The organism is Serratia sp. CY47280 (assembly GCF_052168655.1).
Lineage (GTDB): Bacteria > Pseudomonadota > Gammaproteobacteria > Enterobacterales > Enterobacteriaceae > Serratia > Serratia bockelmannii.
Genome location: NZ_JBJNMG010000001.1, coordinates 1,624,403 through 1,647,944, shown reverse-complemented (window position 1 = coordinate 1,647,944; position 23,542 = coordinate 1,624,403). Strand labels below are relative to the sequence as shown.

Sequence of the window (23,542 nt, the reverse complement as noted above, 5' to 3'; positions counted from 1 at the left end):
ACATCCCCCTACCTGCACCGAGGCGCTCACTATGACTCAACGGCGTGATTTACAAGCACTGATCGATGCTGCTCCCATCGGTAAGACGCAGTGGCGCGTTATCATCTGCTGTTTTTTGGTGGTGATGTTCGATGGTTTTGACACCGCCGCCATTGGTTTCATCGCACCCGACATCCGTACCCAATGGCAACTGACCGCCGGCGAACTGGCGCCGCTGTTTGGCGCGGGGCTGCTGGGGTTGACGGCGGGCGCACTGCTTTGCGGCCCGCTTTCTGACCGCTTTGGCCGCAAGCGCGTCATCGAACTTTGCGTGGCGCTGTTTGGCGCGCTGAGCCTGATTTCGGCCTTCTCCCCCGATATGCCAACGCTGGTCATTTTACGTTTTCTCACCGGCCTGGGGTTGGGGGGCGCGATGCCGAACACCATCACGATGACCTCTGAATATCTGCCTGCTCGCCGCCGTGGTGCGCTGGTCACGCTGATGTTCTGCGGTTTCACGCTTGGTTCAGCCCTGGGCGGGATCGTCAGCGCCCAACTGGTGCCGGTGATGGGGTGGCACGGCATTTTGGTGCTCGGAGGCGTTTTGCCGCTGATGCTCTTTGTGGTGCTGCTGTTTGCCCTGCCGGAATCCCCGCGCTGGCAGGTCCGCCGCCAACTGCCGCGCAAGGTGATTGCCAAAACGGTCAGCGGCATCACCCGAGAGTGCGATGAAGAGACCCATTTTTACCTCAACGAAGCCGCTACAGCGGCCAAAGGGAGCATCAGCCCGCTGTTTGCCGGCCGCCAGCTGCGCATTACTCTCATGCTCTGGGCGGTTTTTTTTATGAGCCTGTTGATTATCTATCTGCTCTCCAGTTGGATGCCGACGCTGCTTAACCATCGCGGTATAGATCTGCAGCATGCCTCTTGGGTGACCGCCGCTTTCCAGATGGGCGGAACGTTGGGGGCGCTGGGGCTGGGCGCGTTGATGGACAAATACAATCCCTTCCGGGTGTTGGCGGCGAGCTACGCCCTGGGCGCCGCGTGTATCGTCATGATTGGTCTGAGCGAGAACGGCCTGTGGCTGATGGCGCTGGCCATCTTCGGCACCGGCATCGGCATCAGCGGTTCGCAGGTTGGGCTGAATGCCTTGACCGCCACGCTCTATCCGACGCAAAGCCGGGCGACCGGCGTCAGCTGGTCCAATGCCATTGGCCGCTGCGGCGCGATTGTCGGCTCGCTTGCCGGCGGCGTGATGATGGCGATGAATTTCTCATTCGATACGCTATTTTTCATTATTGCCGTGCCGGCGGCGATCAGTACGGTGATGTTAATTCTGCTGACGGCTGTCGTTCGCCAGTCTGCCCCAGCCCCTGATACGTTGCCTCGCGCAGCGTCGTGAATGAAAAGGAGAATCCCTATGCCTGAACGCAATCAGGATGTTAATCCCAGCCGCCAGCAGTTCTACCGGCATATTTCAGGGCAGAACCTGACCCCATTGTGGGAGTCGCTGCACCATTTGGTGCCGCAAACGCCGAATGCAAACTGCGCTCCGGCTTACTGGAACTATCAGGCGATTCGCCCGCACCTGCTGGCCAGCGGCGAGTTGATTGGCGCCAAAGAGGCGGTTCGCCGCGTGCTGGTGCTGGAAAACCCGATGCTGCGCGGACAGTCCTCCATCACCCCGACGCTGTATGCCGGATTGCAGTTGATCATGCCGGGCGAAGTCGCGCCGAGCCATCGCCATAATCAGTCGGCATTGCGTTTTATCGTCGAGGGGAAAGGGGCATTTACCGCCGTTGACGGTGAGCGTACGCAAATGCATGAAGGCGACTTCATTTTGACGCCGCAGTGGCGCTGGCACGATCACGGTAATCCCGGCGAGGAGCCGGTGGTATGGCTGGACGGGCTGGATCTGCCGCTGGTGAACCTGCTGGGTTGCGGTTTCGCGGAAGACTATCCGCAAGAGCAGCAGCCCGTGACGCGCCAGGAGGGGGATTATTTACCGCGCTATGCAGCCAATATGCTGCCGCTGCGCCATCAGAAAGGCAACTCATCGCCCATTTTCAACTACCGCTACGATCGCAGCCGGGAAGCGCTGCACGACCTCACCCGCATGGGGGACGCCGACGAGTGGGACGGCTACAAGATGCGCTACGCCAACCCGGTGACCGGCGGCTATCCCATGCCCTCGATGGGCGCCTTCCTGCAGCTGCTGCCGAAAGGCTTTTCCTCACGGAAGGCGCGCACCACGGACAGCACCATTTACCACGTGGTGGAAGGGCGCGGCCAGGTCAGCATCGGCAGCGAAACCCTTCACTTTTCGGCAAAAGATATCTTCGTGGCGCCGACCTGGTTCGACGTGTCGTTTCAGGCGGACGAAGACACCGTGTTATTCAGTTTCTCGGACAGGCCGGTTCAGGAAGCCCTGGGACTGTTCCGCGAAGCACGTTATTAATTTGGGAGAGACAAAATGACGCAATACGTATTTGCACCGCAAGCCCCTGTGACGGTTCCTGTTGTGGGGAGTGATAAACAGTTTCCCGTGCGCCGTGTCTACTGCGTCGGGCGTAACTATGCTGCGCATGCCCGCGAAATGGGCTTTGACCCGGATCGTGAGCCACCGTTTTTCTTCTGCAAGCCTGCCGATGCGGTGGTGCCGGTGGCGGCCGGCGAAACGCTGGCGTTGCCGTATCCGTCGCAAACCGACAACTATCACTACGAAATCGAACTGGTGGTGGCGATTGGCAAACGGGGGAGCGATATTCCGCTGGACAAGGCGCATGAATACATTTGGGGATATGCCACAGGCCTGGACATGACCCGCCGCGATCGGCAGATGGACATGCGTCAGATGGGGCGCCCATGGGAAATCGGCAAGTCGTTCGATCTTTCTGCGCCCATCGCGCCATTGCATAAAGCCGGCGACAGCGCCGACGTGAACAACGCGCCTATCTGGCTGCAGGTCAACGGCAGCGATCGCCAGCGCAGCGACATCCGCCATCTGATCTGGTCGGTGAATGAAACCATCAGCTATCTGTCCGGCTTTTTTGAGCTGCAGCCCGGCGATCTGATTTTTACCGGGACGCCGGAAGGGGTGGGCGCGGTGGTGAAAGGCGATGTGATTACCGGCAATGTAGAGGGGCTAACCCCAATCGCCGTGAAGATTGTCTGAGCCGATTCAGAGGTGAATGATGAAGCTGTACAGTTTCTTTAATAGCTCAGCGTCCTACCGCGTGCGCATTGCGCTGGCGCTGAAAGGCCTCCATTACCAGACGGTGGGGGTCAATATTCGTATCGGGCAGCAGAATGAGCTGGCATATCGGCGAATGAACCCGGTCGGGCTGGTGCCGACGCTGCTCACGGACGACGGTGAGTCTCTCAGCCAGTCGCTGGCGATTATTGACTGGCTGGATCGCCATTTTCCTCAGTCGCCGCTGTTGCCGGCGGCCGACCCGGCGCGCAGCCGGATACTGGAAATCGTCTATGTTATTGCCTGCGATATTCATCCGGTAAATAACCTGCGGGTTTTACGCTACCTGAGTGAAGAGCTGAAGGTGAGTGAGGAAGAGAAAAAACGCTGGTATGCGCACTGGATCCGCCAAGGGCTGAGCGCCGTAGAACAGCTGTTGCTCCAGAGGCCGCCAGGACCCTTCTGCGTTGGCGATACCCCGACGTTGGCGGATTGCTGCCTGATCCCTCAGTGGGCGAATGCCCTGCGGATGGGGTGCGACCTGAGCGGGTACCCGCGCTGTAAAGCGGTTTACGACGCCTGTACTCGTCTCCCGGCGTTCATCGCCGCGGCGCCCGAAAACCAACAAGACAAAATCTCAGCCTGAGCCCGAAAGGAGGAAAACAATGGCTAAAGTGATGCGCGCAATTATCGTCGGGGGAGGCATTGGCGGCGCAGCGACTGCGCTCTCGCTGGCTCGCCAGGGCATTAAAGTGATGTTGTTGGAAAAGGCGCACGAGATTGGTGAGATTGGGGCGGGTATTCAGCTCGGCCCCAACGCATTTTCCGCGCTGGATAGCCTGGGTGTGGGCGGCGTAGCGCGTCAGCGCGCCGTCTTTACCGATCACATTACCCTGATGGATGCGGTCAATGCCCAGGAGGTGGTGTATATTGAGACCGGGCAAGCATTTCGCGATCACTTTGGCGGTCCCTATGCGGTTATCCATCGGGCGGATATCCACGCCTCTGTTTGGGAAGCGGTATTGACCCATCCGGATGTGGAATACCGTACCTCAACGCAGGTGGCGGGTATCAGCCAAACGGTGGACGATGTGACGGTATTTGATGAGCAGGGCAATCGCTGGACGGCGGATATTCTGATCGGCTGCGATGGCGTGAGGTCGGTGGTGCGGCAGTACCTGCTGGGCGATGCGCCGCGGGTGACCGGACATGTGGTTTACCGCGCCGTGATTAATTGCGATGAGATGCCGGAGGATTTACGCATTAACGCGCCGGTACTGTGGGCGGGGCCGCATTGCCATCTGGTGCATTACCCGCTGCGCGGCGGGAAGCAGTATAACCTGGTGGTGACGTTCCATAGCCGTCAGCAGGAGGAATGGGGTGTGAAGGAGGGCAGTAAAGAGGAGGTACTTTCCTATTTTTCCGGTATTCACCCGCGTCCGCGCCAGATGCTGGATAAGCCGACCTCATGGCGCCGCTGGTCAACCGCCGATCGTGAACCGGTGGAGAAATGGGGCAACGACCGTATCACGCTGGTGGGAGACGCAGCGCACCCGGTGGCACAGTATATGGCACAGGGAGCCTGCATGGCGCTGGAGGATGCGGTAACGCTGGGTAAAGCGCTGGAAGAGCATGGAGGGGATGCGGCAAAAGCGCTTGCCCTGTACGAGTCGGTACGTATTCCACGCACGGCGCGCATCGTCTGGTCAACCCGTGAGATGGGCCGTGTTTATCATGCCGCAGGCGTTGAGCGCCAGGTGCGTAATCTGTTATGGAAAGGCAAATCTCAGGCGGAATTTTATCGCGGAATGGAATGGCTGTACGGCTGGAAAGAAGAAAACTGCCTGCAGCCGCGCTGAGAGAGAGGCCCTGCCCAGGCCTCCGCTAGCGCATGGGCCAAACCGGTGCGGCCTAATCCTCTCAATATGCAGACGAAAAAAAACCTGCTGTAACAGCAGGTTTTCTTAAATTTGGTCGGCATGAGAGGATTATGCGCATCTTCGATGCTTGCCCTGCGGGCCGTTGCTAAAGCAACGTGGTCTCACTACGTTCGGCTCAAACCTCCTTCGGAGATTCTCATCCTCTCAATGTACAGACGAAAAAAAACCTGCTGTAACAGCAGGTTTTCTTAAATTTGGTCGGCATGAGAGGATTCGAACCTCCGACCCCCGACACCCCATGACGGTGCGCTACCAGGCTGCGCTACATGCCGACGCTATGAAAAATCATACTACCGATTCCCGATGTTAATGCAAGCGCCTCGCCACTTGATTGCTTTAGTTTTAAGCAGTTAGTTGGCGATAAAGCGTTTTACATCGGTCAGCACCTGCAGCAGCAGAGCAAGCTGCGGTTTCTCGTCTTTTATTTCTTCGCCGTTCTGATCGTAGACGCGATAGTTGCCGCTGTTGTCCAGCATCAGCGTCTGCGTCGGCGTAGTGATCACCAGCTGATTGCCATCGCCGGTGGCGATCCAGTCGTTGCGGCGCTGGGCGGTGAACAGATCTTCGCCCTGCGAATAGTCTTTCGGCGCGGTTTTCACGTGCAGCAACCGTTGCATCAAGGTGCGCATCACGTCGTTATGGCCGGTCAGCTTGCTGATGGTCTGCGCTGGGGTGCCCGGCCAGTGGATCACCAACGGCACCTGCAGTTGCGCCTGGTTGAAGGCAGTGCCGGCGCCCCATTGGCCTTTGCCGCTGTCGTTGAATTCGACGCCGTGTTCGGCGGTGATCACCACCACGGTTTTGTCCAGCAGACCGCGCTGTTTTAGGGTATCCAGCACCTGGGCTATCTGGGCATCCACGTCTTGCGCGCCGGTGCGATAGCGTTGGATAAAATCGGCCGGCGCCGGGGTTTTGTCGTCCTCGGCCGGCTCGGCGCCGCTGAAGTTGATATAGGAGAACCACGGCTCTTTGCCGCCCTGATCCGTCAGCCAGCGCTGCCATTGCTGCGTGGTTTGCGCGTCGCTTTGCGGCGCCGGCGTCGGCAGCGAGAAGTCGGTCAACAGGGCCTGGCGGTACAGGCTGGCGTTGAAACCGTCGGAAGAGAACAGCCCCAGTTGGTAGCCCTGATCGCCGAGCGCGTTGAGCAGCGCCGACGGCTTGCGGCCGGCGAGCACGCTGTCCAGATAGGTCGGAGAAATGCCGTAGAACAGGCCGAACAGCCCGGTGTCGGCATGATTACCCGAGCTGTAGTGATCGCTGAAGCGCACGTTTTCCTGGGCGAAGCGCGTCAGCGCCGGCATGTCCTGCGCCACGTCTTTGGCGCGAATGCCGTCCACCACGATCATCAGCAGGTTATAGCCGCTGCCTTTATCGCCGTAGCTGAGATCGCTGAGCGGATACTCCACCGCCACCGCTTCCGGGTTGCCCTGTTGCATCAGGCGGCGCTCATACTCTTGCTGGTCGAGCAGGCCGTGTTTTTCGAGGAACTTGCGCGCGGTCATCGGGTACGAGAGCGGCAGATTGGCTCGCTGCATGGTGATCGGGCGATAGAAGTTGGCGTCAGCCCAAATGTAAATCAGGTGCGACGCGAAAAAGGCGCTGATAAACAGCGCCGCCAGCGGTTTGCCGAAGCGGCGGCGGTTCAGGCTGCGCAGCTTCTGCCAGCTCCAAGTGCCGAACAACATCTCCACCAGGAAGATCACGGGCACGCAGATAAACATCAGCTGCCAGTCGCGCGACAGCTCACTCTGGTCCGGGTTGACCACCAGATCCCACACCACCGGATTGAGGTGCAGGTGGAAATGGGAGAACACTTCGCTGTCGACCAGCAACAGCGTGAGCCCGATGGTGGCCAGCGCGGCGGAAATAAATCGCAGCAGCCGCTGCGACATCACCACGAAGGTGAGCGGGAAGATCACCAGCAAATAGCCGGCGAACACGATAAAGCTGAAATGCCCCAGCAGGCTGACAAAGGCATAGACCCGGCCCAGCAGGGATGCGGGCCAGTCGGTAACAAACAGGTAGCGGCTGCCCAGCCCAAGGGCGAGCAGGATGTTGAATAAGGCGAACCAGTGCCCCCAGCTGATCATCTGGGAGACTTTTTCACGATAACGCTGACGGTTTGTCACCATAAGTCAATATTAATGTGCTTTGTCTTCACGGACAGAAGCCTGCAGGGCTTCCGCGAACGATCTTGCCAGGGTTTTCCGCTGCGCGGGGGCAACGCTGGTGTTGATCAAATTAGTGACCATGTTGCCCAGCACCATCAGGGAAAGATCGGTGGGGGTATGGTGTTTTTCCAGAACATTGACCAGCTCTGAGAGCAGTTGTTCAACGTGTTCGTCACTGTAACGGGATGATTGTGGCATAAAATTGCGCTTAGTAATCTGCAAAGTGCCCTATCTTACCGTATAGGGCAGTGATTTTCCGCTCTTTTATCACTTCCTGTCATTTGGGGAAGGGGGCGCCCGTGGCGGGGCTGCTCCTCGCAGCGCCTTTCCGGTTTGCCGCGGTTTTTAGTATTGCAGGTCGGGGCCTTCAGTGTTTGAATACGCGCCTAAAGAACAGGAGGATTTACCATGAGTCTGGATATCGACCAGATCGCTTTGCATCAGTTGGTGAAACGCGACGAGCAAACGCTGGACGTGGTGCTGCGCGATTCCTTGCTTCCTACCAACGCGGCGGTGGAAGAAATGATGACGGAACTGCATCGCGTCTACAGCGCCAAGAGCAAGGCCTTAGGCCTGTTCAACGAAGGTAGCGAGCTGGCGGAAGCGCTGCGCACCTGCCGCAAGGACGATAAGGACTTTCTGGCCTTCAGCCGCGCGGCGACCGGCCGCCTGCGCGACGAACTGGCGAAGTATCCGTTTGCCGAAGGCGGCGTGGTGCTGTTCGGCCAATACCGTTATCTGGCGGTGGAGTACCTGCTGATCGCGGTGCTGAACAGCCGTAACAGCATGCGCGTCAACGAAGAGCTGGATATCAACACCACGCACTATCTGGACATCAACAACGCCGATATCGTCGCGCGCATCGATCTGACCGAATGGGAAACCAACCCGGAATCGACCCGCTATCTGACCTTCCTGCGCGGGCGCGTAGGCCGTAAGGTCGCCGACTTCTTCATGGATTTCCTGGCGGCGTCCGAAGGGTTGGACACCAAGGCGCAAAACCGCGGGCTGCTGCAGGCGGTAGACGACTACTGCGCCGATGCGCAGCTGGACAAGAACGAGCGCCAGTCGGTGCGCCAGCAGGTGTACAGCTACTGCAACGAACAGCTGCAGGCCGGCGAAGAGATTGAACTGCAGGCCTTGTCGCAGGAGCTGTCGCCGCTCGGCGAGAAAGACTTCATGCAGTTCTCCAGCGAGCAAGGGTATGAGCTGGAAGAGAGCTTCCCGGCGGATCGCGGCACGCTGCGCCAACTGACCAAATTTGCCGGCAGCGGCGGCGGCATCAGCCTGAACTTCGACGCCATGCTGCTGGGCGAACGCATTTTCTGGGATGCGGCCACTGACACGCTGACCATCAGAGGCACGCCGCCGAACCTGCGCGATCAGCTGCAGCGCCGGACCGGCAGCGGCAAGTAAGCGTGCCGAATCGCAGACAATAAAAAACGCCGCAATTGCGGCGTTCTTTATTTCGGCGTCCCGAAAGGTTCGAAAACGTAGCGATTAAACGCGAACGAAGTCGATGTGAGCCAGTTTTGGCTTGAACGGGTGACGCTGTACAGCCTGAACCTTAACTTTGGTTTCTTTACCGTCGATAACCAGAGTTACTGCTTCGCTGTAGAATTCTGGTTTAGCTTCCATGTTCTTAACAGAATCATGGTCCAATTCGATGGAAACTGCAGCTTCTTTGCCACCGTAAACGATAGCTGGGAATTTGTTTGCTGCACGCAGGCGGCGGCTCGCACCTTTACCCTGGTCTTTACGTACTTCTACATTGATAGTGAACATTGTTTTTTCTCTTAAAAGAAAATTTACCCTGCTACAGGCGACCCAAGTAGCAAGTTCGGAAACCCGCTTTAACGCTGGGCAGGCCCAGGTAAAGCGCGCGGCATTTTAACGGAAAGCTGCCCGCAGGGCAACGAAAACCTGCCCAGGTTGGGGACAGTTCGCTCAGGCCAACTGATTGGCGCGGCGGAAACGGCCTTGATAATCGAACACTTTCTCACGCACCTGCCAAAACTGCCCGCGCTTGCGCGCCACCACGAAATCCGGATGGCGCAGCGCCTGCTGTTGCGCCAGCACGTCGGCGGCGGTGTGCCAGGCGAACGGCACGCCCGGCGCGCGCTGATGCGGGCGCAGGAACAGCATCTCGAACGCTTTGCGCTGCGCCGGCGTCTGCAGGCGGAAGCGCTCGCTGGTGCTGGTGCCGTCCTCGTCGTAATAGGTGGCCTTCAGCCATTCGCCCTTGTCGTCGCGGCCGCTCTGCAGTTCCATGCCGCCGCAGCGCAGCACCAGCGCGTCTTTCAGCTTCAGCGCCGCCTTCAGCATGTCATCGGGATCGACCAACACTTCCTGACATTGATGGCAGCGGCGTGCGGCGATATCGTTCTCCGCGCCGCAGTGCGGGCAACTCTTGAACCGGAAGCGGTAATCGCACTGCTCGCGGTGGCCGTCGTCGTCTTCCAGCCAGCCCTGGCAGCGGCGGCCGTAGTGCTCGATGATATCGCCGTTCTCGGTGCACTTGCCCCAGAACAGGTTGGCGAAGCCGCAGGCCGGGCAGAATACCTGCACCGGCTGGCTGTCGCCGTGCGGCTTGCTGACGCCGACCTCCGGCGTGAACAGATCGTGCGGGTTGCCGGCGTAGTCGAGGATCAGGCAATCCTTTTTGTTGGGCGCCAAACGCAGCCCGCGCCCGACGATCTGCTGGTACAGGCTGACGGACTCGGTGGGGCGCAGGATCGCGATCAGATCGACGTGCGGCGCGTCGAAACCGGTGGTCAATACCGCGACGTTGACCAGATAGCGCAGCCGCTGCTGTTTGAACGCGTCGATCAGCGCATCGCGCTCGGCGGGCGGCGTTTCGGCGCTGACCAGCGCGGCTTCGCCGTTCGGCAACAGGCCGTGGATCTCGCGGGCGTGTTCGACGGTGGCGGCGAAGATCATCACGCCTTTGCGATCCTCTGCGTACTCCACGATCTGGCTGATGATGTGCGGCGTGACGCGGTTTTGCCGCTTCAGCTCGCGGTTCAGATCCGCTTCGCTGAACAGGCCGTTGCTCCTGGTCTCCAGCCGGCTGAAGTCATATTGCACGATCGGCATATCCAGCCGCTCAGGCGGCACCAGGAAGCCGTTCTTAATCATGTAGCGCAGCGGCAGCTCGTAGATGCAGTCGCGAAACAGACTGGCGCCGTCGCCGCGGGTGAAGCCATGGTAGTGATACTGGTAAATCCAGCCCTTGCCCAGTCGGTAAGGCGTGGCGGTCAGCCCCAGCAGTCGCAGCTGCGGGTTGGTTTTCTGTAAATGCTGGATGATTTGCTGGTACTGGCTGTCGTCGTCGTCGCTGATGCGGTGGCATTCATCGACGATCAGCAGCGAAAAGGCGCCGTCGAACAGCGGCAGGTTGCGCGCGACGGACTGTACGCTGCCGAACACCACCTTGCCGGCGCTCTCTTTCTGCTGCAGGCCGGCGGCGAAGATATCCGCTTCCAGGCCGTAGGCGCAGTATTTGGCGTGATTTTGCGCCACCAGTTCCTTGACGTGCGCCAGCACCAGCACCCGCCCGCGGGCGCGCTTCGCCAGCTCGGCGATCACCAGGCTTTTGCCGGCACCGGTCGGCAGCACGATCAGCGCCGGTTCGGGGTGCCGCCGGAAATGGTTGATGGTGGCTTCGACCGCTTCCAGTTGGTAGGGGCGTAGGGTAAAGGCCATAAATGAACGCCGTAGGTTGGAATGGGCCGCCGGGAACCGGTTTTGTCACCTCTGTTCCCACAGAAACCGTGACATTTTACGTGCCGGGCGGCCGAAAAATTTCTATTATTATGCCTTCTGCGCGCGTGCGGTGCGAGAAGCGTGAAAATTACCCCTGTCGGGCAACGCGTTGTACCGCTATACTCGTGTGACAGCAATCGCTGTTCCCCCACGCGATTTCCCCCCTGAACCTGCCATTTGCACCCGGTGCAACGGCGGGCGTCATATTTTGGCAATACGATCAATGCGATCATAACAACGACAGGCAAAGCAGATCCCATGCGATTGGACAAGTTTTTATCTCAGCAGTTAGGCATTAGCCGTGCGCTGGTTGCGCGCGAACTTCGGGCTAAACGCGTCACCGTGGACGGTGAGGTGGTGAAGAGCGGGGCTGTCAAACTGACCCCGGAGCAAGAAGTGGCGTTCGACGGCAATCCGCTGCAGCAGCAGAACGGCCCGCGCTATTTCATGCTCAACAAACCGCAGGGTTACGTCTGTTCCACCGACGATCCCGATCATCCGACGGTGCTGTACTTCCTCGATGAGCCGGTCGCGTACAAGCTGCACGCCGCCGGACGGTTGGATATCGACACCACCGGGCTGGTGCTGATGACCGACGACGGCCAGTGGTCGCACCGCGTCACGTCGCCACGCCACCACTGTGAGAAAACCTATTTGGTGACGCTGGAGCACCCGCTGGCGGAAGACACCGCGCAGCGTTTCGCCGAAGGGGTGCAACTGCACAACGAGAAAGATCTGACGCGGCCGGCGACGCTGGAGCAGGTCGACGAGCACGTGGTGCGCTTGACCCTCAGCGAAGGGCGCTACCACCAAGTGAAGCGGATGTTCGCTGCCGTCGGCAATCGGGTGATCGAGTTGCACCGCGAGCGCATCGGCGCCATCGTGCTGGATGACGATCTGGCGCCGGGTGAATACCGCCCACTGACCGAAGAAGAGATCGCCAGCGTGGGCGCGCCGCACCTGCAGGACTGATAACCGATCATCGATTGCGGCCGATTAAGGAGTCGTGGAACGTGCAACAGAACCGAACCTCTCATCTCGGTTTGATTTTCATTCTGGGCCTGTTGTCCATGTTGATGCCGTTGGCCATCGACATGTACCTGCCCAGTATGCCGGTGATCGCCGCCCAGTTTGGCGTCGAGTCCGGCAGCGTGCAGATGACGCTCAGCGCCTATATGCTCGGCTTTGCCTTCGGGCAGCTGTTCTATGGGCCGATGTCGGACAGCATCGGCCGCAAGCCGGTGATCCTGTGGGGAACGCTGATCTTCGCCATCGCCGGCTGCGCCTGCGCCATGGCGCAATCGATCGATCAGCTGATCGGGCTGCGTTTCCTGCACGGTTTGGCCGCCGCCGCCGCCAGCGTAGTGATCAACGCCTTGATGCGCGACATGTTCACCAAGGACGAGTTCTCGCGCATGATGTCGTTCGTCATTCTGGTGATGACCATCGCGCCGCTGCTGGCGCCGATGATCGGCGGGGCGCTGCTGCTGTGGTTCAGTTGGCACGCCATCTTCTGGACCATGGGCGCCGCGGCGTTGATCGGTTCACTGCTGGTGGCCCTGTTCATCAAGGAGACGCTGCCGAAAGAACGGCGACAGCGGTTCCACCTGCGCACCACGCTGGGCAACTTCGGTTCGCTGTTCCGCCACAAACGGGTGCTGAGCTACATGCTGGCCAGCGCCTTCTCGTTCGCCGGCATGTTCTCGTTCCTCAGCGCCGGGCCGTTCGTCTACATCGAACTGAACCACGTTTCGCCGCAACACTTCGGCTACTATTTTGCGCTGAACATCGTGTTCCTGTTCCTGACGACGCTGATCAACAGCCGCAACGTGCGGCGGTTCGGCGCGGTCAAGATGTTCAAGCTGGGGCTGCTGGTACAGCTGGCGATGGGGCTGTGGCTGCTGGCGGTGAGCGCTGTCGGTCTGGGTTTCTGGGCGCTGGTGATCGGCGTTGCGGTCTATCTGGGGTGCATCGCGATGATCTCCTCCAACGCCATGGCGGTGATCCTGGATGATTTCCCGCATATGGCGGGCACGGCTTCTTCCCTGGCCGGTACGTTGCGCTTCAGCATCGGTGCGCTGGTGGGAGCGGTGCTGTCGATGGCGCCGGGCAAAAGCGCCTGGCCCATGGTCACCTCGATGGCGCTGTGCAGCATCGTGGCGGTGCTGTTCTATGTTTACGCCAGCCGGCCGCGCGATCGCGCAGCCTGACGTTCTCCCGATTCGGGGCGTTTTGCCCCGCATCGCCTTAGGGTTGCGCCTTGCCATTTCAGGGTGCAACTGGCAATGAAAAATTTGTTGCTAAATATACGCAAGCTAATTAATTGGCCGTTTTCCCCTCTGTGTGTTTTTTGTTAAAAAATTCCGCCATCGTGCCGCCCAATATTCCCCGGGAGGCGCGGCGTTCTGTCGGCTGAACAGCGTGAGCGGTTTGTATTAGGATTGATATAAATCAAGCTATTAGAAGAGACAGTTGCGCTAACGTGGCGGGCTAAATGTTTCTTCATTGTAAAAATATGGCGTCTGAAAAGTAGTCGCATTGCAAGAAAAAAGAGTTGAGATCGCTGCGGGAAAGGGTTACATATAACGCAAAAATGCGAGCTGAGTCGCAAAATGCCGTGAAATAACACCGCACGGCGCGCCAAAAAATGGCACGGCATCGGCAAGCACGGGGTCAGGTTAATGGCTAGCGGCAAAATTTACATTTAAATAACATTTGTGCGCGGCAGAGTCGGGAGTCAGCGGCTATAACTTAGTAACCCTGTCAGGTAAAAGTGTTTCACCTTTTCAATCTAGGGATTTCATGTGGAGAGTATCCAACTTTCGGTAGTGCATCGCTTGCCGCAAAGTTATCGTTGGCTATCCGGTTTCACCGGCGTGAAGGTCGAACCGATTCCGTTTAACGGAATAGACGAAGATAACAACCTGATTGGTCTGAAGTTACTCAGCCATGAAGGGGCCGAGGCCTGGCAGGTCATGCAACAGCTCAATCTGTCGCTGCAGGAGATTCAGGTCGACTGCGCGATTGTTGAATGGGAAGGGGAACCTTGCCTGTTCGTGCAGCGCAGCGACGAGAGCGCCACCATGTGCCGCCTGAAAAACGTCGGCGCCGCGATCGCCGAACCGCTCAGCGCGCAATACCCTTTCTAAATTCGCCGCTAGTCCGCCAACTGCAGCAGTTGACGGGTATAGTCGGCGGCGGGCGCCGCGAAAATCGCCAGGCAGTCTCCCTGTTCAACCACTTCTCCCTGTCGCAACACGATGACCTGGTGGCATAGCGAACGCACCACCTGCAGGTCATGGCTGATGAACAGATAAGCCAGCCGGTGGCGTTGCTGCAGCGATTTCAGCAGCGTCAGGATCTGCGCCTGCACCGATTTATCCAGCGAAGAGGTCGGCTCGTCGAGGATCAGCAACTGTGGCTGCAGGATCAGTGCACGCGCGATGGCGATACGCTGGCGCTGGCCACCGGAAAACTCGGTGGGATAGCGGTGGCGCAACTGCGGGTCCAGCCCGACCTCCTGCAACACCGCGATCACGCGCTGTTCCCGTTGCTCGGCGGTAAGCCGCTGGTGCACTTCCAGCCCTTCGGCGATGATCTGCTGTACGTTCAGGCGCGGGTTCAGGGCGGAATAGGGATCCTGGAAGACGATTTGCATTCGGCTGCGGTAGGGCAGCATCTGCTTCATCGTGAGCGGGTGCAGCGGTTCGCCGTCGAACCAGATGGCGCCCTGAGAGGCCAGCAGGCGCAGCAGCGCCAGCCCGGTGGTGCTTTTGCCCGAGCCGGATTCTCCCACCAGCCCCACGCTTTCCCCGGCGCGCAGCTCGAAACTCAATGATTTCAATGCATAGTGATAATCCACCGTGCGGCGCAGCAGGCCGCGGCGAATGGGGAAGCGCACCTGCAGATTTTCCACCTTGAGCAGCGGCCGCTCGTCGCCGGGGCGCCCGTTGGCTGCGGCAGGCAGCGGCAGCGGTTCACCGACGTCCTCGGCGGCCAGCAGCTGCTGCGTGTAAGGATGTTGCGGCCGGCTGAACAGCTGCGTGCGGGCGTTTTGCTCCACGCAGCGCCCCTGACGCATTACCGCCACGTTATCCGCCAGGCGGCGCACGATATTCAGATTATGGGTGATAAACAGCAACCCCATGCCCATCTCCTGCTTCAGTTCTTGCAGCAGCGTCAGGATCTGCGCCTGGATAGTAACGTCGAGCGCGGTGGTGGGTTCGTCGGCGATCAGCAGTTTTGGGCGGGTCAACACCGCCATGGCGATCATCACCCGCTGGCGTTCGCCGCCGGACAGCTGATGCGGGTAATCCTGCAGCCGGCTCTTGGCCTGACGGATGCCGACGCGTTCCAGGCACTCGACGATCTCTGCGCGCGCGGCTTCGCGCCGCAGGCCGCGGTGCAGCATCAACACTTCCGCCAGCTGTTTTTCGATGGTGTGCAGTGGGTTAAGCGACACCATCGGCTCCTGAAAGATCATCGCGATCTGATTGCCGCGCACCTTGCGCAGCGCCGCTTCCGGCGCATGCAGCAACGAGTCGCCGTTGAACAGGATATCACCGGCAGGGTAAACCACCGGCGGCGCGGGCAGCAGGCGCAGTATCGACAGGGCGGTGACGCTTTTGCCGGAGCCGGATTCCCCTACCAGCGCCAGCGTTTCCGCCGGCGCGATTTGCAGCGAGAGTTCGTTGACCACCGGCGTGACGGTGTCGCCCTGGCGGAAGGCGATGCTGAGATCTTGAATTGCGAGCAAAGGAGTGGCCATATCAATGCGCCTTGCTGGGGTCAAAGGCGTCGCGCACCGCTTCGCCGATAAAGATTAATAACGACAGCAGCACTGCCAATACCAAGAAGGCGGTGATGCCGAGCCACGGCGCCTGCAGATTGTTTTTGCCTTGCAGCAGCAATTCGCCGAGCGACGGCGAGCCTATCGGCAGCCCGAAGCCGAGGAAATCGAGCGACGTCAGGGTGGTGATCGAGCCGCAAAGGATAAACGGCAGGAAGGTCAGCGTCGCCACCGTGGCGTTAGGCAGCATATGGCGGGACATGATCACGCGATCCGGCACGCCCATGGCGCGCGCGGCGCGGATGTAGTCAAAGTTGCGGGTGCGCAAGAATTCGGCGCGCACTACGCCCACCAGGCTCATCCAGCCGAACAGGATGGTGATGCCGAGCAGCCACCAGAAATTGGGCTGGACGATGCTCGACAACAGGATGATCAGAAACAGCGTCGGCATGCCCGACCACACTTCGATAAATCGCTGCCCCCACAGGTCGAAACGCCCGCCGTAATACCCCTGCGTCGCGCCGACGCACACGCCGATCAGGCTGGAAAACAGCGTCAACGCCAGGCCGAACAGCATCGAGATGCGAAAACCGTACAGCACCCGAGCCAGCACATCGCCGCCGTTGCTGTCGGTGCCCAGCAGGTTATGGCGCGAAGGCGGCGAGGGGAAGGGCACCTCGGTGGCGAAGTTGATGGTGTCGTAGCTGAAACGGATCGGCGCCCAGACCGCCCAGCCGTGCCGTTCGATCTGCCGCTGGACGAACGGATCCTGATAGTCGGCTTCGGTATTCAGTTCGCCGCCGAAGGCGGTTTCGCTGTAGCTAATCATAAACGGCAGGTACAAGCGGCCTTCATAACGCACCAACAGCGGTTTGTCGTTGGCGATCAGATCGGCGGCCAGGCTCAGGGTGAACAGCACCAAAAAGATCCACAGCGACCAGTAGCCGCGGCGGTTGCGGCGAAAGCGCGCCCAGCGCGCCTGGTTGATTGGGCTAAGGCGGCTCATTGGCGGGCCTCGAAGTCAATGCGCGGATCGACCAGGGTGTAGGTGACATCGCTGAGGATGTTCAACAGCAGGCCGATCAAGGTGAAGATATACAGCGTGCCGAACATCACCGGGTAGTCGCGCTGCAGCGTGGCGTCGTAGCCCAGCAGCCCTAGGCCGTTGAGCGAGAACATCACCTCAATCAGCAGCGAGCCGGTAAAGAACATGCTGATAAAGGTGGCCGGAAAACCGGCGATCACCAGCAGCATGGCGTTGCGGAACACGTGGCGGTACAGGATCTTTTTTTCGTCCAACCCTTTGGCGCGGGCGGTGGTGACGTACTGTTTGCGGATCTCATCGAGGAACGCGTTTTTGGTCAGCATGGTCAGGGTGGCGAAGCCGCCGATCACCGTCGCCAGCACCGGCAATGTGATGTGCCAGAGGTAGTCGGCGATCTTCGCCGGCCACGAGAGGGTGTCGAAGTTGCTGGACACCAGGCCGCGCAGCGGGAACCAGTCGAGGTAACTGCCGCCGGCGAACAGCACGATCATCAGGATAGCGAACAGGAAAGCCGGAATGGCGTAGCCGATGATGATCAGCGTGCTGCTCCAGGTATCGAATGCGCTGCCGTTGTGGACGGCCTTGCGGATGCCGAGCGGGATCGACACCAGATAAATGATCAGCGTGCTCCAAAGGCCCAGCGTGATGGAGACCGGCAAACTCTGGCTAATCAGTTGCATCACCGAAGCGCCGCGAAACAGGCTGTCGCCGAAGTCGAAGCGCATATAGTTCCACAGCATGGTGAAGTAACGCTCATGCAGCGGTTTGTCGAAGCCGTACCGTTGGGTGATCTCGGCGATCACCTCCGGATCCAGGCCGCGCGAACCGCGATATTGGCCGTCGCCTGCCGCGATGCCCGTCCGGGCATGGCCCAGGCCTTCGCCGACACCGCCGCTGCCAAAACCGCTGCCGTGCCCCAGCTCGATGGCGGCGATGGCCTGATCCACCGGGCCACCGGGCGCGATTTGCACGATAAAAAAGTTGATGGTGATGATCGCCCACAGCGTGGGGATCACCAATAACAGTCTGCGTATCAGATAGGCCGCCATTCCGACTCCTTATTGCCGCTGAGCCGGTAAGCGCGCCGCCTTGTTGACGTCGTACCACCAGTTGTCGAAGCCGATCGCATAGGCCGGGCGGATCGACGGCGTGGAGAATTTGTCCCAATAGGCATAGCGATCGTGGTTGGAGTACCACATCGGCAGCATGTAGTTGTTCCAGGTCAGCACCCGGTCCAGCGCGCGGCCGAGCGGCAACAGGGCTTTTTCATCGCCCTGATGGGCGGCGATTTGCCTGACCAGGCTGTCAACCGCCGGGTCCTTGACGCCGGGGGTGTTATAGCTGGAGTTGATGTACTCCGAATCCCAAATGATGCGTAAATTGGCGGTGGGGAACGGCATCGCCATGTACACCGTCGGCATCATATCGAAGTCGCGTTCGCGCATGCGGCGGGTGTACTGCGAGGCGTCAATCTCGCGGATTGCCATATCGATGCCCAACCGCTGCAGGTTGTGGCGGAACGGCAACACGTACTGGAAGTTGCTGCCGCTCAGCAGCATCAGCTCAAAGGTGAACGGCTGGCCGGTTTTCGCGTTGACTAACTTTTGATTTTTGACCACCCAACCGGCTTCTTTCAGCAGTTGGGTCGCCTTCAGCAGGTTTTGCCGATCGTTGCCGCTGCCGTCGGAGGAGGGCGGTTGGTAGATGCTGGTAAACACCTCTGGCGGTATCTGGCCTTTGAGCGGCGCCAGCAAGGCCAGTTCAGCGGCGTCCGGGTAGCCGCGGGCGGCGTAGGCGGTGTTTTGGAAATAGCTGTCGGCGCGCTGATAGGCGTTGTAATACAGCGCTTTGTTCATCCAGTTGAAGTCGAAAGCCAGGCCGATCGCTTCCCGTACCCGACGATCGGCGAACAGCGGTTTTTGCAGGTTAAACGCCAGCCAGCGGGTATTCTGTGCCGCCTGATTGGTTTCGTCCTGTTTGATGATGTAGTTGCGCGCGAAATTACCGCCCTGATACTGGGTGGCCCAGCTCTTGGGCGACGGCTCGATGCGGAAATCATAAGCGCCGGCCTTGAAGGCTTCCAGCGCCACTTTATCGTCCAGGTAATAATCGTAGCGAATGCTGTCGAAGTTATAGCGGCCGCGATTCACCGGTAGGTTGGCGGCCCAGTAGTCGCGCACCCGCTGATAGGTGATGTACTGGCCGAGGCGGTAATCGCCGATTTTGTACGGGCCGCTGGCGAGCGGCGGGGTGCTGAGCGGTTCGTTGAGCTTATGGTTTTTCCAGAAGCTTTCCGGCAATACGCGCAGGCTGAGCAGGCTGAGGATTTGATCGCGATTTGCCTTAGGCAGCTCGATGCGCACCGTCAGCCGGGAAATGGCCTTGACCGTGACGCCTTTGTAAAAGGAGCGAAACTGCGGTACGCCTTCGGTCATGAATTTATTGAAAGTAAAGGCCACGTCGGCGGCGGTGATCGGGCTGCCGTCCTGGAAGCGGGCGCGGGCGTTGATATCCAATTCCATCCAGCGCATGTCGGCCGGGAAACGGGCCGATTCGGCAATCAACGGGTAATAGCTGCCGGGTTCGTCGTCGGAGTTGGTGAACAGCGTATCGTACAGCTCCATCGTGCGCTCGCCGGGTACGCCGCGGGTAGCGAAACGGTTGAAGTTGTCGTAGGTGCCGATGGCCGCCAGCCGTACGTCGCCGCCTTTGGGCGCAGCCGGGTTGACGTAGTCGAAATGGCTGAAGTCGGTGGCGTATTTCGGTTCACCGAGCAGGGCGAAAGCGTAGCTTTCGTTGAGGGCTTCGGCCTGCAGACCGAAACTCAGTGCCGAGAGCACCAGAGCAGCGAAAATGCGCACGGACATCGGACGGTAAGCTCCTGCTGTGGAATAAGGTACAACCTGCGCCCAGCATAACATTCTTCGGGTGGGCGCAGGGTAAAGTTGCCTAAAGATTAACTATTTTTTTCCTGATAATCAAAGACCTGATTAGCATTGCAGTAAGCGACGAAATCATCGATGCTCAGCGGCTTGCTGAAGTAGTAGCCCTGCATGAAGTTGACGCCGTGTTCTTGCAGGAACTGCATCTGCTCGGCGGTTTCCACGCCCTCGGCCACCGTCAGCATTTTCAGCTTTTTCGCCAGCGAGATCACCGCATCCAGCACCGGCGCGGTGACCGTATCCTGGCCGATGGTGTTGACGAAGCCGCGATCGATCTTCAGGTAATCCATGGTGAAGCGCTCAAGATAGATCAACGCGCTGTGCCCGGTGCCGAAATCGTCCACCGCGATCTCGATACCCTGTTTGTGCAGCCAGTCAAACTCCGCCAGCGCGCTCTCTTCTTCCACCATGCCGCGTTCGGTGATTTCAAACACCAGCGTAAAGTAATCGCCCGGCAGCTGCGTCAGTAGTTCATACACGTCCTGATGGAACGACGGCGCGCTAAGGTGGGCGGGGGAAATATTGAGACCGACTTTGCCTCCCCGTGGCAGCGCTTTGGCGAGCTGCGGCGCATCTTCGGCGATCAGCCTGAACAGATGGCGGGTAAGCGGCACGATCAGCCCGTTGCTTTCGGCGTAGGGGATAAAGACATCGGGCGGGATGCGGCCCTCGAGCGGATGCTGCCAGCGGATCAGCGCTTCCAGCCCACCAATGCTGTTGCTGTCGGTATGGAACACCGGCTGGTATTCGATAAAGAACTCGTTGCGCTTGATGCCGCGCAGCAGCGCGCGCTCCGGGCTTTGCCGCAACAGCAGCATATAGTAGCAGAGCACGCCAATCATCAGCGACAGCACCAGGCTGCCCAGCAGCGTCAGGCGAATGTCATTGGGCGTCAGTTTCTCGTTGTAGAACAGGATGGTCAGCGGCAGATTGGGCATCGTCAGGGTATCCGCCTTGCCTTTCGGCAGTTGATCGACCGGCATCAGGTTTGGGCTGAAGGTGGTCAGGGCGCGGTTGCCCATCACGATGGCGATGCCCGGCGCCTGTTCGTCATGCGAGGTGAACAGTAAGTAGGGCATCAGATCGATGTCCAGCGTAGCGAGGATGCCGGTGGCCTTTTCGCCGGGATGCCGCAGCCAAACCGCAACCGCCGGTTTGTTCGGTACGATCGGCGTGCCCTGCTGCAGCTTCAGATCCAAAGGCAGATCCCAGTCGATTTCCTGGTAGAGATTTTTCATCGGCAACATCATGTCACCGGTGGCGGAAGAGCAATAGGCGTAGCCGCCTTTTACCAACAAGAAGGTGCGCACGCCGCTGGTAAAGGCCGCTTGGTAGGTAATATCCGACTGGCTGGAGAGGCAAGGCTTGTCCAGTAGCGGCATCATTTGCTGCATCACTGCCGTCAGGTGCGAGATATAACCCAGCGTGAATTTTTGCGTACGCGCTTCGACCTTGTGTTGATATTGCGTGCGCTGGTGGTTGATCAAAGAAAGCGTGACCGCAGTGAAGAGCGTAAAAAATACCAGGGCAGCGACACCGCTTTTAGCCAGGCTGCGCTGTCGGTGAGACACGCTGCGGGCAAAAGCTCTTTTCAAGCCCATAACCGAGTCCTCTGCAACCGGGCGTCAGGGGTGTCGCACAGCCAGTTAATGGATTGTGCAAACGGCTTTTTTTTCATTTTTGACTTTTTATCCCGAACCAACCGGCGGCGCCGTTTAAATACGCGACGTCGCCGACAGAAATATAATGCGCCTATTTTAAGCGGAAACGTTTTAAATAACGCCGGGGCGCCGTTGCCGTCATCTGACGATAATAGGCGAGTTTTTCCTCGATGGCGCGATTTCCTGCCAACAGTTTATCAAAATAACGACGTGCGGCAGTGTTAAGTGGGGAACGGTGACGATAAGGCAGGGATCAATCTTGATGATACCCATTCGACAGCCAAAAAAAACGCCGCCCGTAGGCGGCGCTTATCGCTCGTTTGGTATTCAGGATCTTCAGGGCGTTGCGCCGTCAGCCGTTGGTCAACACTCGGCGTGCTTCTCGATAACGTTTATTCCAATAGTTATCGGTCAGCTTGGAAATCATGACGCCACTGCTGGTAGAAGCGTGAACGAACTGATCGTTACCTAAATAGATGCCGACATGGCGCCCGGTAGAACCGGCGCGGAACAGCACTAAATCGCCGGCGCGCAGCTTGGTGCGCTGGATTTTCTTGCCGAGATCTTCCTGTTCATAGGTAGAACGCGGTAAATCCATACCGAACTGTTCGCGGAAGGTGCGCTGTACAAACGCCGAGCAATCGATGCCGCGCTTGGTGTCACCGCCTAAGCGGTAGCGAACGCCTTTCCAGTCCGCGTACTGATCCATAATCTTTGACTTGACGTCAACGTTGCGGACCATCGCTTCGAATTCATCCTGAGAGGCTTGCAGTAAAAGACCGTCTTTGTCATTAACTGCACGCATCTCAGTTTGTGCGTTATTCAAGTTCGAAGTGTGAGTCGAGCTGCACGCTGACAGCATAACCGCAGCGGCAATTGCAGGGACTACCCGCAAAAAATATCTCAGAAACGGTTGAGATTTGACCATTGTTGTTGTTTTCCCTTGAAGTCCTTAACGACGAAAGTCGCTACCTGAAAAATGCCAAACGGAACGAGCCTAGTCCGCACCTGTTGCATCGACAACCAGTTACCGTTGAAAACGTGCGAGAACGCACATTTTTATCGGATTCCATACTGATTCGACTTAAACCAGGCACAAACGCATCTGAGATTACCGGAACAAATAGGGGATTGCGAGCCTTTTTCCCGTCTTTTTTATATGAATTTGTGATGTAACATAATGTAAATCTTCATATAAAAAACGCCAATTGTCCGATGTATGAATCTGGCGTGAAATCAGGTTGCAAAAGCGTTAACGACTGGTGGCGACATTTTGCGCTCGGCGAAGGGGGAAAGGCCGGGAGGCGGGCACCTCCCGGTATGAGTCATAAATGCATATTATGGTTGGCTGGGACGGTGCTTGCCGGGCAACAGGCGGTTCAACCGATCGACGATCCAGTCGCTGCAAGGCGTCATCAGCACCCAGCTGGCACCAACCAGCACCACGGACAGCGAGCCGACGGCGATATCGGTAAACCAGTGGGCGCCAATCATCACGCGTGGCAATGAGAAGACCAGCGTAATCAGCAGGGCGATGGCAAAGGCGCCGCGGCCGAAATAGCGCAGCATAAAGCAGGAAAAAATAATCAGCATCATGCCGTGGTCGCCGGGGAAGCTGTCGCCGGAAGCGTCCTTAGTGGGGATGCCGGTCAGTTCGCTGACGCGATTGATATTGTCAAAGGTCAGGGTGGGGCTCGGATGCTTCACCGGCAGCAGATGGCCAAGCTGGTTCAGCACCACGGCGGTCAGCAGCATCACCACGCCGGTGATCACCAGACGGCGGCGGCCGGCGGCGTCCTGCTTCAGATAAAAGTACAGATACAGCAGCCCCATGGCGAGCAGCGAGATCGCGTCGAACGCGCGGTTGTTGGTGATGGCGACCAGGTGCAAAAACGCCGGGTCGGTGGCCAGATGGCGGTTAAAGAAGAAGAAGATCGCCGAATCCAGGGTAAACCAGCCGCCGTGATTGGCCGGCAGGAACCAGGACAGAAACAGCGCAACGCCCAGTAAATTGAAGAAGAGAATGAAGGGTAAATTGCGGCGTGTCATGACATAAA

Annotated in this window: 20 protein-coding genes, 1 tRNA gene and 1 other RNA gene; 9 read left to right on the top strand and 13 right to left on the bottom strand. The window is 58.9% G+C overall.

The genetic code is table 11. The features are described 5' to 3' along the window. Positions 1-31 precede the first annotated feature (31 nt). Genes mhbT through ACJ8J4_RS07965 form a run of 5 tightly spaced genes read left to right on the top strand, consistent with a single transcriptional unit; the run spans position 32 to position 5,031 of the window. On the top strand, positions 32-1,381 hold the full coding sequence (gene mhbT / locus ACJ8J4_RS07985) for a 3-hydroxybenzoate transporter MhbT (protein WP_164068465.1): 1,350 nt from the start codon (positions 32-34) through the stop codon (positions 1,379-1,381). Positions 1,382-1,399: 18 nt separating this feature from the next. Beyond that, positions 1,400-2,437 (top strand): gentisate 1,2-dioxygenase, encoded by a 1,038-nt coding sequence (gtdA, locus tag ACJ8J4_RS07980; protein ID WP_049208494.1) that lies wholly within the window; start codon positions 1,400-1,402, stop codon positions 2,435-2,437. A gap of 15 nt (positions 2,438-2,452) precedes the next feature. Beyond that, entirely contained in the window at positions 2,453-3,154 is a 702-nt protein-coding gene (locus tag ACJ8J4_RS07975; protein WP_060447936.1) for a fumarylacetoacetate hydrolase family protein, read from the top strand. A gap of 19 nt (positions 3,155-3,173) precedes the next feature. Then, positions 3,174-3,818 (top strand): maleylacetoacetate isomerase, encoded by a 645-nt coding sequence (maiA, locus tag ACJ8J4_RS07970; protein ID WP_025303615.1) that lies wholly within the window; start codon positions 3,174-3,176, stop codon positions 3,816-3,818. 19 nt (positions 3,819-3,837) lie between these two features. Further along, entirely contained in the window at positions 3,838-5,031 is a 1,194-nt protein-coding gene (locus tag ACJ8J4_RS07965; RefSeq protein WP_164068467.1) for a 3-hydroxybenzoate 6-monooxygenase, read from the top strand. A gap of 112 nt (positions 5,032-5,143) precedes the next feature. Here ACJ8J4_RS07965 and ACJ8J4_RS07960 read toward each other — a convergent pair. The 4 genes from ACJ8J4_RS07960 to ACJ8J4_RS07945 form a co-directional block, all read right to left on the bottom strand. Continuing rightward, positions 5,144-5,273: non-coding RNA, RtT sRNA (locus ACJ8J4_RS07960), on the bottom strand. 34 nt (positions 5,274-5,307) lie between these two features. After that, positions 5,308-5,384: transfer RNA gene (locus ACJ8J4_RS07955), tRNA-Pro, on the bottom strand. Positions 5,385-5,462: 78 nt separating this feature from the next. Next, complete coding sequence (gene yejM, locus ACJ8J4_RS07950) at positions 5,463-7,244, bottom strand: LPS biosynthesis-modulating metalloenzyme YejM (protein WP_442516053.1); 1,782 nt, start codon at positions 7,242-7,244, stop codon at positions 5,463-5,465. A 9-nt stretch (positions 7,245-7,253) separates the two neighbouring features. Then, on the bottom strand, positions 7,254-7,481 hold the full coding sequence (locus ACJ8J4_RS07945; protein WP_004935782.1) for a YejL family protein: 228 nt from the start codon (positions 7,479-7,481) through the stop codon (positions 7,254-7,256). 210 nt (positions 7,482-7,691) lie between these two features. Here ACJ8J4_RS07945 and yejK point away from each other — a divergent pair, with 210 nt between their 5' ends. Continuing rightward, positions 7,692-8,699, top strand: a complete 1,008-nt coding sequence (gene yejK / locus ACJ8J4_RS07940; RefSeq protein WP_025303563.1) for a nucleoid-associated protein YejK — start codon at positions 7,692-7,694, stop codon at positions 8,697-8,699. 84 nt (positions 8,700-8,783) lie between these two features. On the opposite strand, the gene rplY is transcribed toward yejK, so the two are convergent. Together rplY and ACJ8J4_RS07930 are read right to left on the bottom strand one after the other, a co-directional pair. Next, positions 8,784-9,068 (bottom strand): 50S ribosomal protein L25, encoded by a 285-nt coding sequence (gene rplY, locus ACJ8J4_RS07935; protein WP_019453645.1) that lies wholly within the window; start codon positions 9,066-9,068, stop codon positions 8,784-8,786. 162 nt (positions 9,069-9,230) lie between these two features. Continuing rightward, a complete protein-coding gene (locus ACJ8J4_RS07930; RefSeq protein ID WP_049294869.1) occupies positions 9,231-10,988 on the bottom strand; it encodes a DEAD/DEAH box helicase in 1,758 nt (585 codons plus the stop codon). Positions 10,989-11,306: 318 nt separating this feature from the next. Between ACJ8J4_RS07930 and rsuA the strand changes: the two genes are divergently transcribed. From rsuA to ACJ8J4_RS07915, 3 genes are all read left to right on the top strand, one after another. After that, complete coding sequence (gene rsuA, locus ACJ8J4_RS07925; protein WP_025303560.1) at positions 11,307-12,020, top strand: 16S rRNA pseudouridine(516) synthase RsuA; 714 nt, start codon at positions 11,307-11,309, stop codon at positions 12,018-12,020. A gap of 41 nt (positions 12,021-12,061) precedes the next feature. Continuing rightward, positions 12,062-13,258, top strand: a complete 1,197-nt coding sequence (locus tag ACJ8J4_RS07920) for a Bcr/CflA family multidrug efflux MFS transporter (RefSeq protein ID WP_025303559.1) — start codon at positions 12,062-12,064, stop codon at positions 13,256-13,258. Positions 13,259-13,852: 594 nt separating this feature from the next. Next, positions 13,853-14,197: a YejG family protein gene (locus ACJ8J4_RS07915; protein ID WP_004935763.1), complete on the top strand. Its 345-nt coding sequence runs from the start codon at positions 13,853-13,855 to the stop codon at positions 14,195-14,197. Between the two features lie 8 nt (positions 14,198-14,205). On the opposite strand, the gene yejF is transcribed toward ACJ8J4_RS07915, so the two are convergent. The 7 genes from yejF to ACJ8J4_RS07880 form a co-directional block, all read right to left on the bottom strand. Then, positions 14,206-15,816: a microcin C ABC transporter ATP-binding protein YejF gene (yejF, locus tag ACJ8J4_RS07910; RefSeq protein WP_264383658.1), complete on the bottom strand. Its 1,611-nt coding sequence runs from the start codon at positions 15,814-15,816 to the stop codon at positions 14,206-14,208. Between the two features lies 1 nt (position 15,817). Continuing rightward, positions 15,818-16,843, bottom strand: coding sequence for an ABC transporter permease (locus tag ACJ8J4_RS07905; protein ID WP_025303557.1), 1,026 nt, complete (start codon positions 16,841-16,843; stop codon positions 15,818-15,820). Continuing rightward, a complete protein-coding gene (locus ACJ8J4_RS07900) occupies positions 16,840-17,931 on the bottom strand; it encodes a microcin C ABC transporter permease YejB (RefSeq protein WP_025303556.1) in 1,092 nt (363 codons plus the stop codon). The genes ACJ8J4_RS07905 and ACJ8J4_RS07900 overlap by 4 nt, the downstream gene beginning before the upstream one ends. Before the next feature lie 9 nt (positions 17,932-17,940). Next, the gene (locus ACJ8J4_RS07895) at positions 17,941-19,749 is read right to left on the bottom strand and encodes an extracellular solute-binding protein (protein ID WP_264383657.1); all 1,809 of its coding nucleotides are present in this window, start codon (positions 19,747-19,749) and stop codon (positions 17,941-17,943) included. Positions 19,750-19,838: 89 nt separating this feature from the next. Continuing rightward, entirely contained in the window at positions 19,839-21,425 is a 1,587-nt protein-coding gene (locus ACJ8J4_RS07890) for a cyclic di-GMP phosphodiesterase (RefSeq protein ID WP_025303554.1), read from the bottom strand. Between the two features lie 412 nt (positions 21,426-21,837). After that, positions 21,838-22,413, bottom strand: coding sequence for a bifunctional murein DD-endopeptidase/murein LD-carboxypeptidase (gene mepS / locus ACJ8J4_RS07885; RefSeq protein ID WP_025303553.1), 576 nt, complete (start codon positions 22,411-22,413; stop codon positions 21,838-21,840). Between the two features lie 410 nt (positions 22,414-22,823). Then, positions 22,824-23,534, bottom strand: coding sequence for a phosphatase PAP2 family protein (locus ACJ8J4_RS07880; protein WP_025303552.1), 711 nt, complete (start codon positions 23,532-23,534; stop codon positions 22,824-22,826). Between the last annotated feature and the right edge of the window lie 8 nt (positions 23,535-23,542).

What these genes read in the sequence shown, in the direction of transcription:
- ACJ8J4_RS07965 (WP_164068467.1), top strand. Translation starts at nt 3,838, where the DNA reads ATGGCTAAAGTGATGCGCGCAATTATCGTCGGGGGAGGCATTGGCGGC.
- ACJ8J4_RS07890 (WP_025303554.1), bottom strand. Translation starts at nt 21,425, where the DNA reads ATGGGCTTGAAAAGAGCTTTTGCCCGCAGCGTGTCTCACCGACAGCGC.
- gtdA (WP_049208494.1), top strand. Translation starts at nt 1,400, where the DNA reads ATGCCTGAACGCAATCAGGATGTTAATCCCAGCCGCCAGCAGTTCTAC.
- rplY (WP_019453645.1), bottom strand. Translation starts at nt 9,068, where the DNA reads ATGTTCACTATCAATGTAGAAGTACGTAAAGACCAGGGTAAAGGTGCG.
- mhbT (WP_164068465.1), top strand. Translation starts at nt 32, where the DNA reads ATGACTCAACGGCGTGATTTACAAGCACTGATCGATGCTGCTCCCATC.
- ACJ8J4_RS07945 (WP_004935782.1), bottom strand. Translation starts at nt 7,481, where the DNA reads ATGCCACAATCATCCCGTTACAGTGACGAACACGTTGAACAACTGCTC.
- ACJ8J4_RS07880 (WP_025303552.1), bottom strand. Translation starts at nt 23,534, where the DNA reads ATGACACGCCGCAATTTACCCTTCATTCTCTTCTTCAATTTACTGGGC.
- ACJ8J4_RS07900 (WP_025303556.1), bottom strand. Translation starts at nt 17,931, where the DNA reads ATGGCGGCCTATCTGATACGCAGACTGTTATTGGTGATCCCCACGCTG.
- ACJ8J4_RS07930 (WP_049294869.1), bottom strand. Translation starts at nt 10,988, where the DNA reads ATGGCCTTTACCCTACGCCCCTACCAACTGGAAGCGGTCGAAGCCACC.
- yejF (WP_264383658.1), bottom strand. Translation starts at nt 15,816, where the DNA reads ATGGCCACTCCTTTGCTCGCAATTCAAGATCTCAGCATCGCCTTCCGC.
- yejM (WP_442516053.1), bottom strand. Translation starts at nt 7,244, where the DNA reads ATGGTGACAAACCGTCAGCGTTATCGTGAAAAAGTCTCCCAGATGATC.
- rsuA (WP_025303560.1), top strand. Translation starts at nt 11,307, where the DNA reads ATGCGATTGGACAAGTTTTTATCTCAGCAGTTAGGCATTAGCCGTGCG.
- mepS (WP_025303553.1), bottom strand. Translation starts at nt 22,413, where the DNA reads ATGGTCAAATCTCAACCGTTTCTGAGATATTTTTTGCGGGTAGTCCCT.
- yejK (WP_025303563.1), top strand. Translation starts at nt 7,692, where the DNA reads ATGAGTCTGGATATCGACCAGATCGCTTTGCATCAGTTGGTGAAACGC.
- ACJ8J4_RS07905 (WP_025303557.1), bottom strand. Translation starts at nt 16,843, where the DNA reads ATGAGCCGCCTTAGCCCAATCAACCAGGCGCGCTGGGCGCGCTTTCGC.
- ACJ8J4_RS07975 (WP_060447936.1), top strand. Translation starts at nt 2,453, where the DNA reads ATGACGCAATACGTATTTGCACCGCAAGCCCCTGTGACGGTTCCTGTT.
- maiA (WP_025303615.1), top strand. Translation starts at nt 3,174, where the DNA reads ATGAAGCTGTACAGTTTCTTTAATAGCTCAGCGTCCTACCGCGTGCGC.
- ACJ8J4_RS07895 (WP_264383657.1), bottom strand. Translation starts at nt 19,749, where the DNA reads ATGTCCGTGCGCATTTTCGCTGCTCTGGTGCTCTCGGCACTGAGTTTC.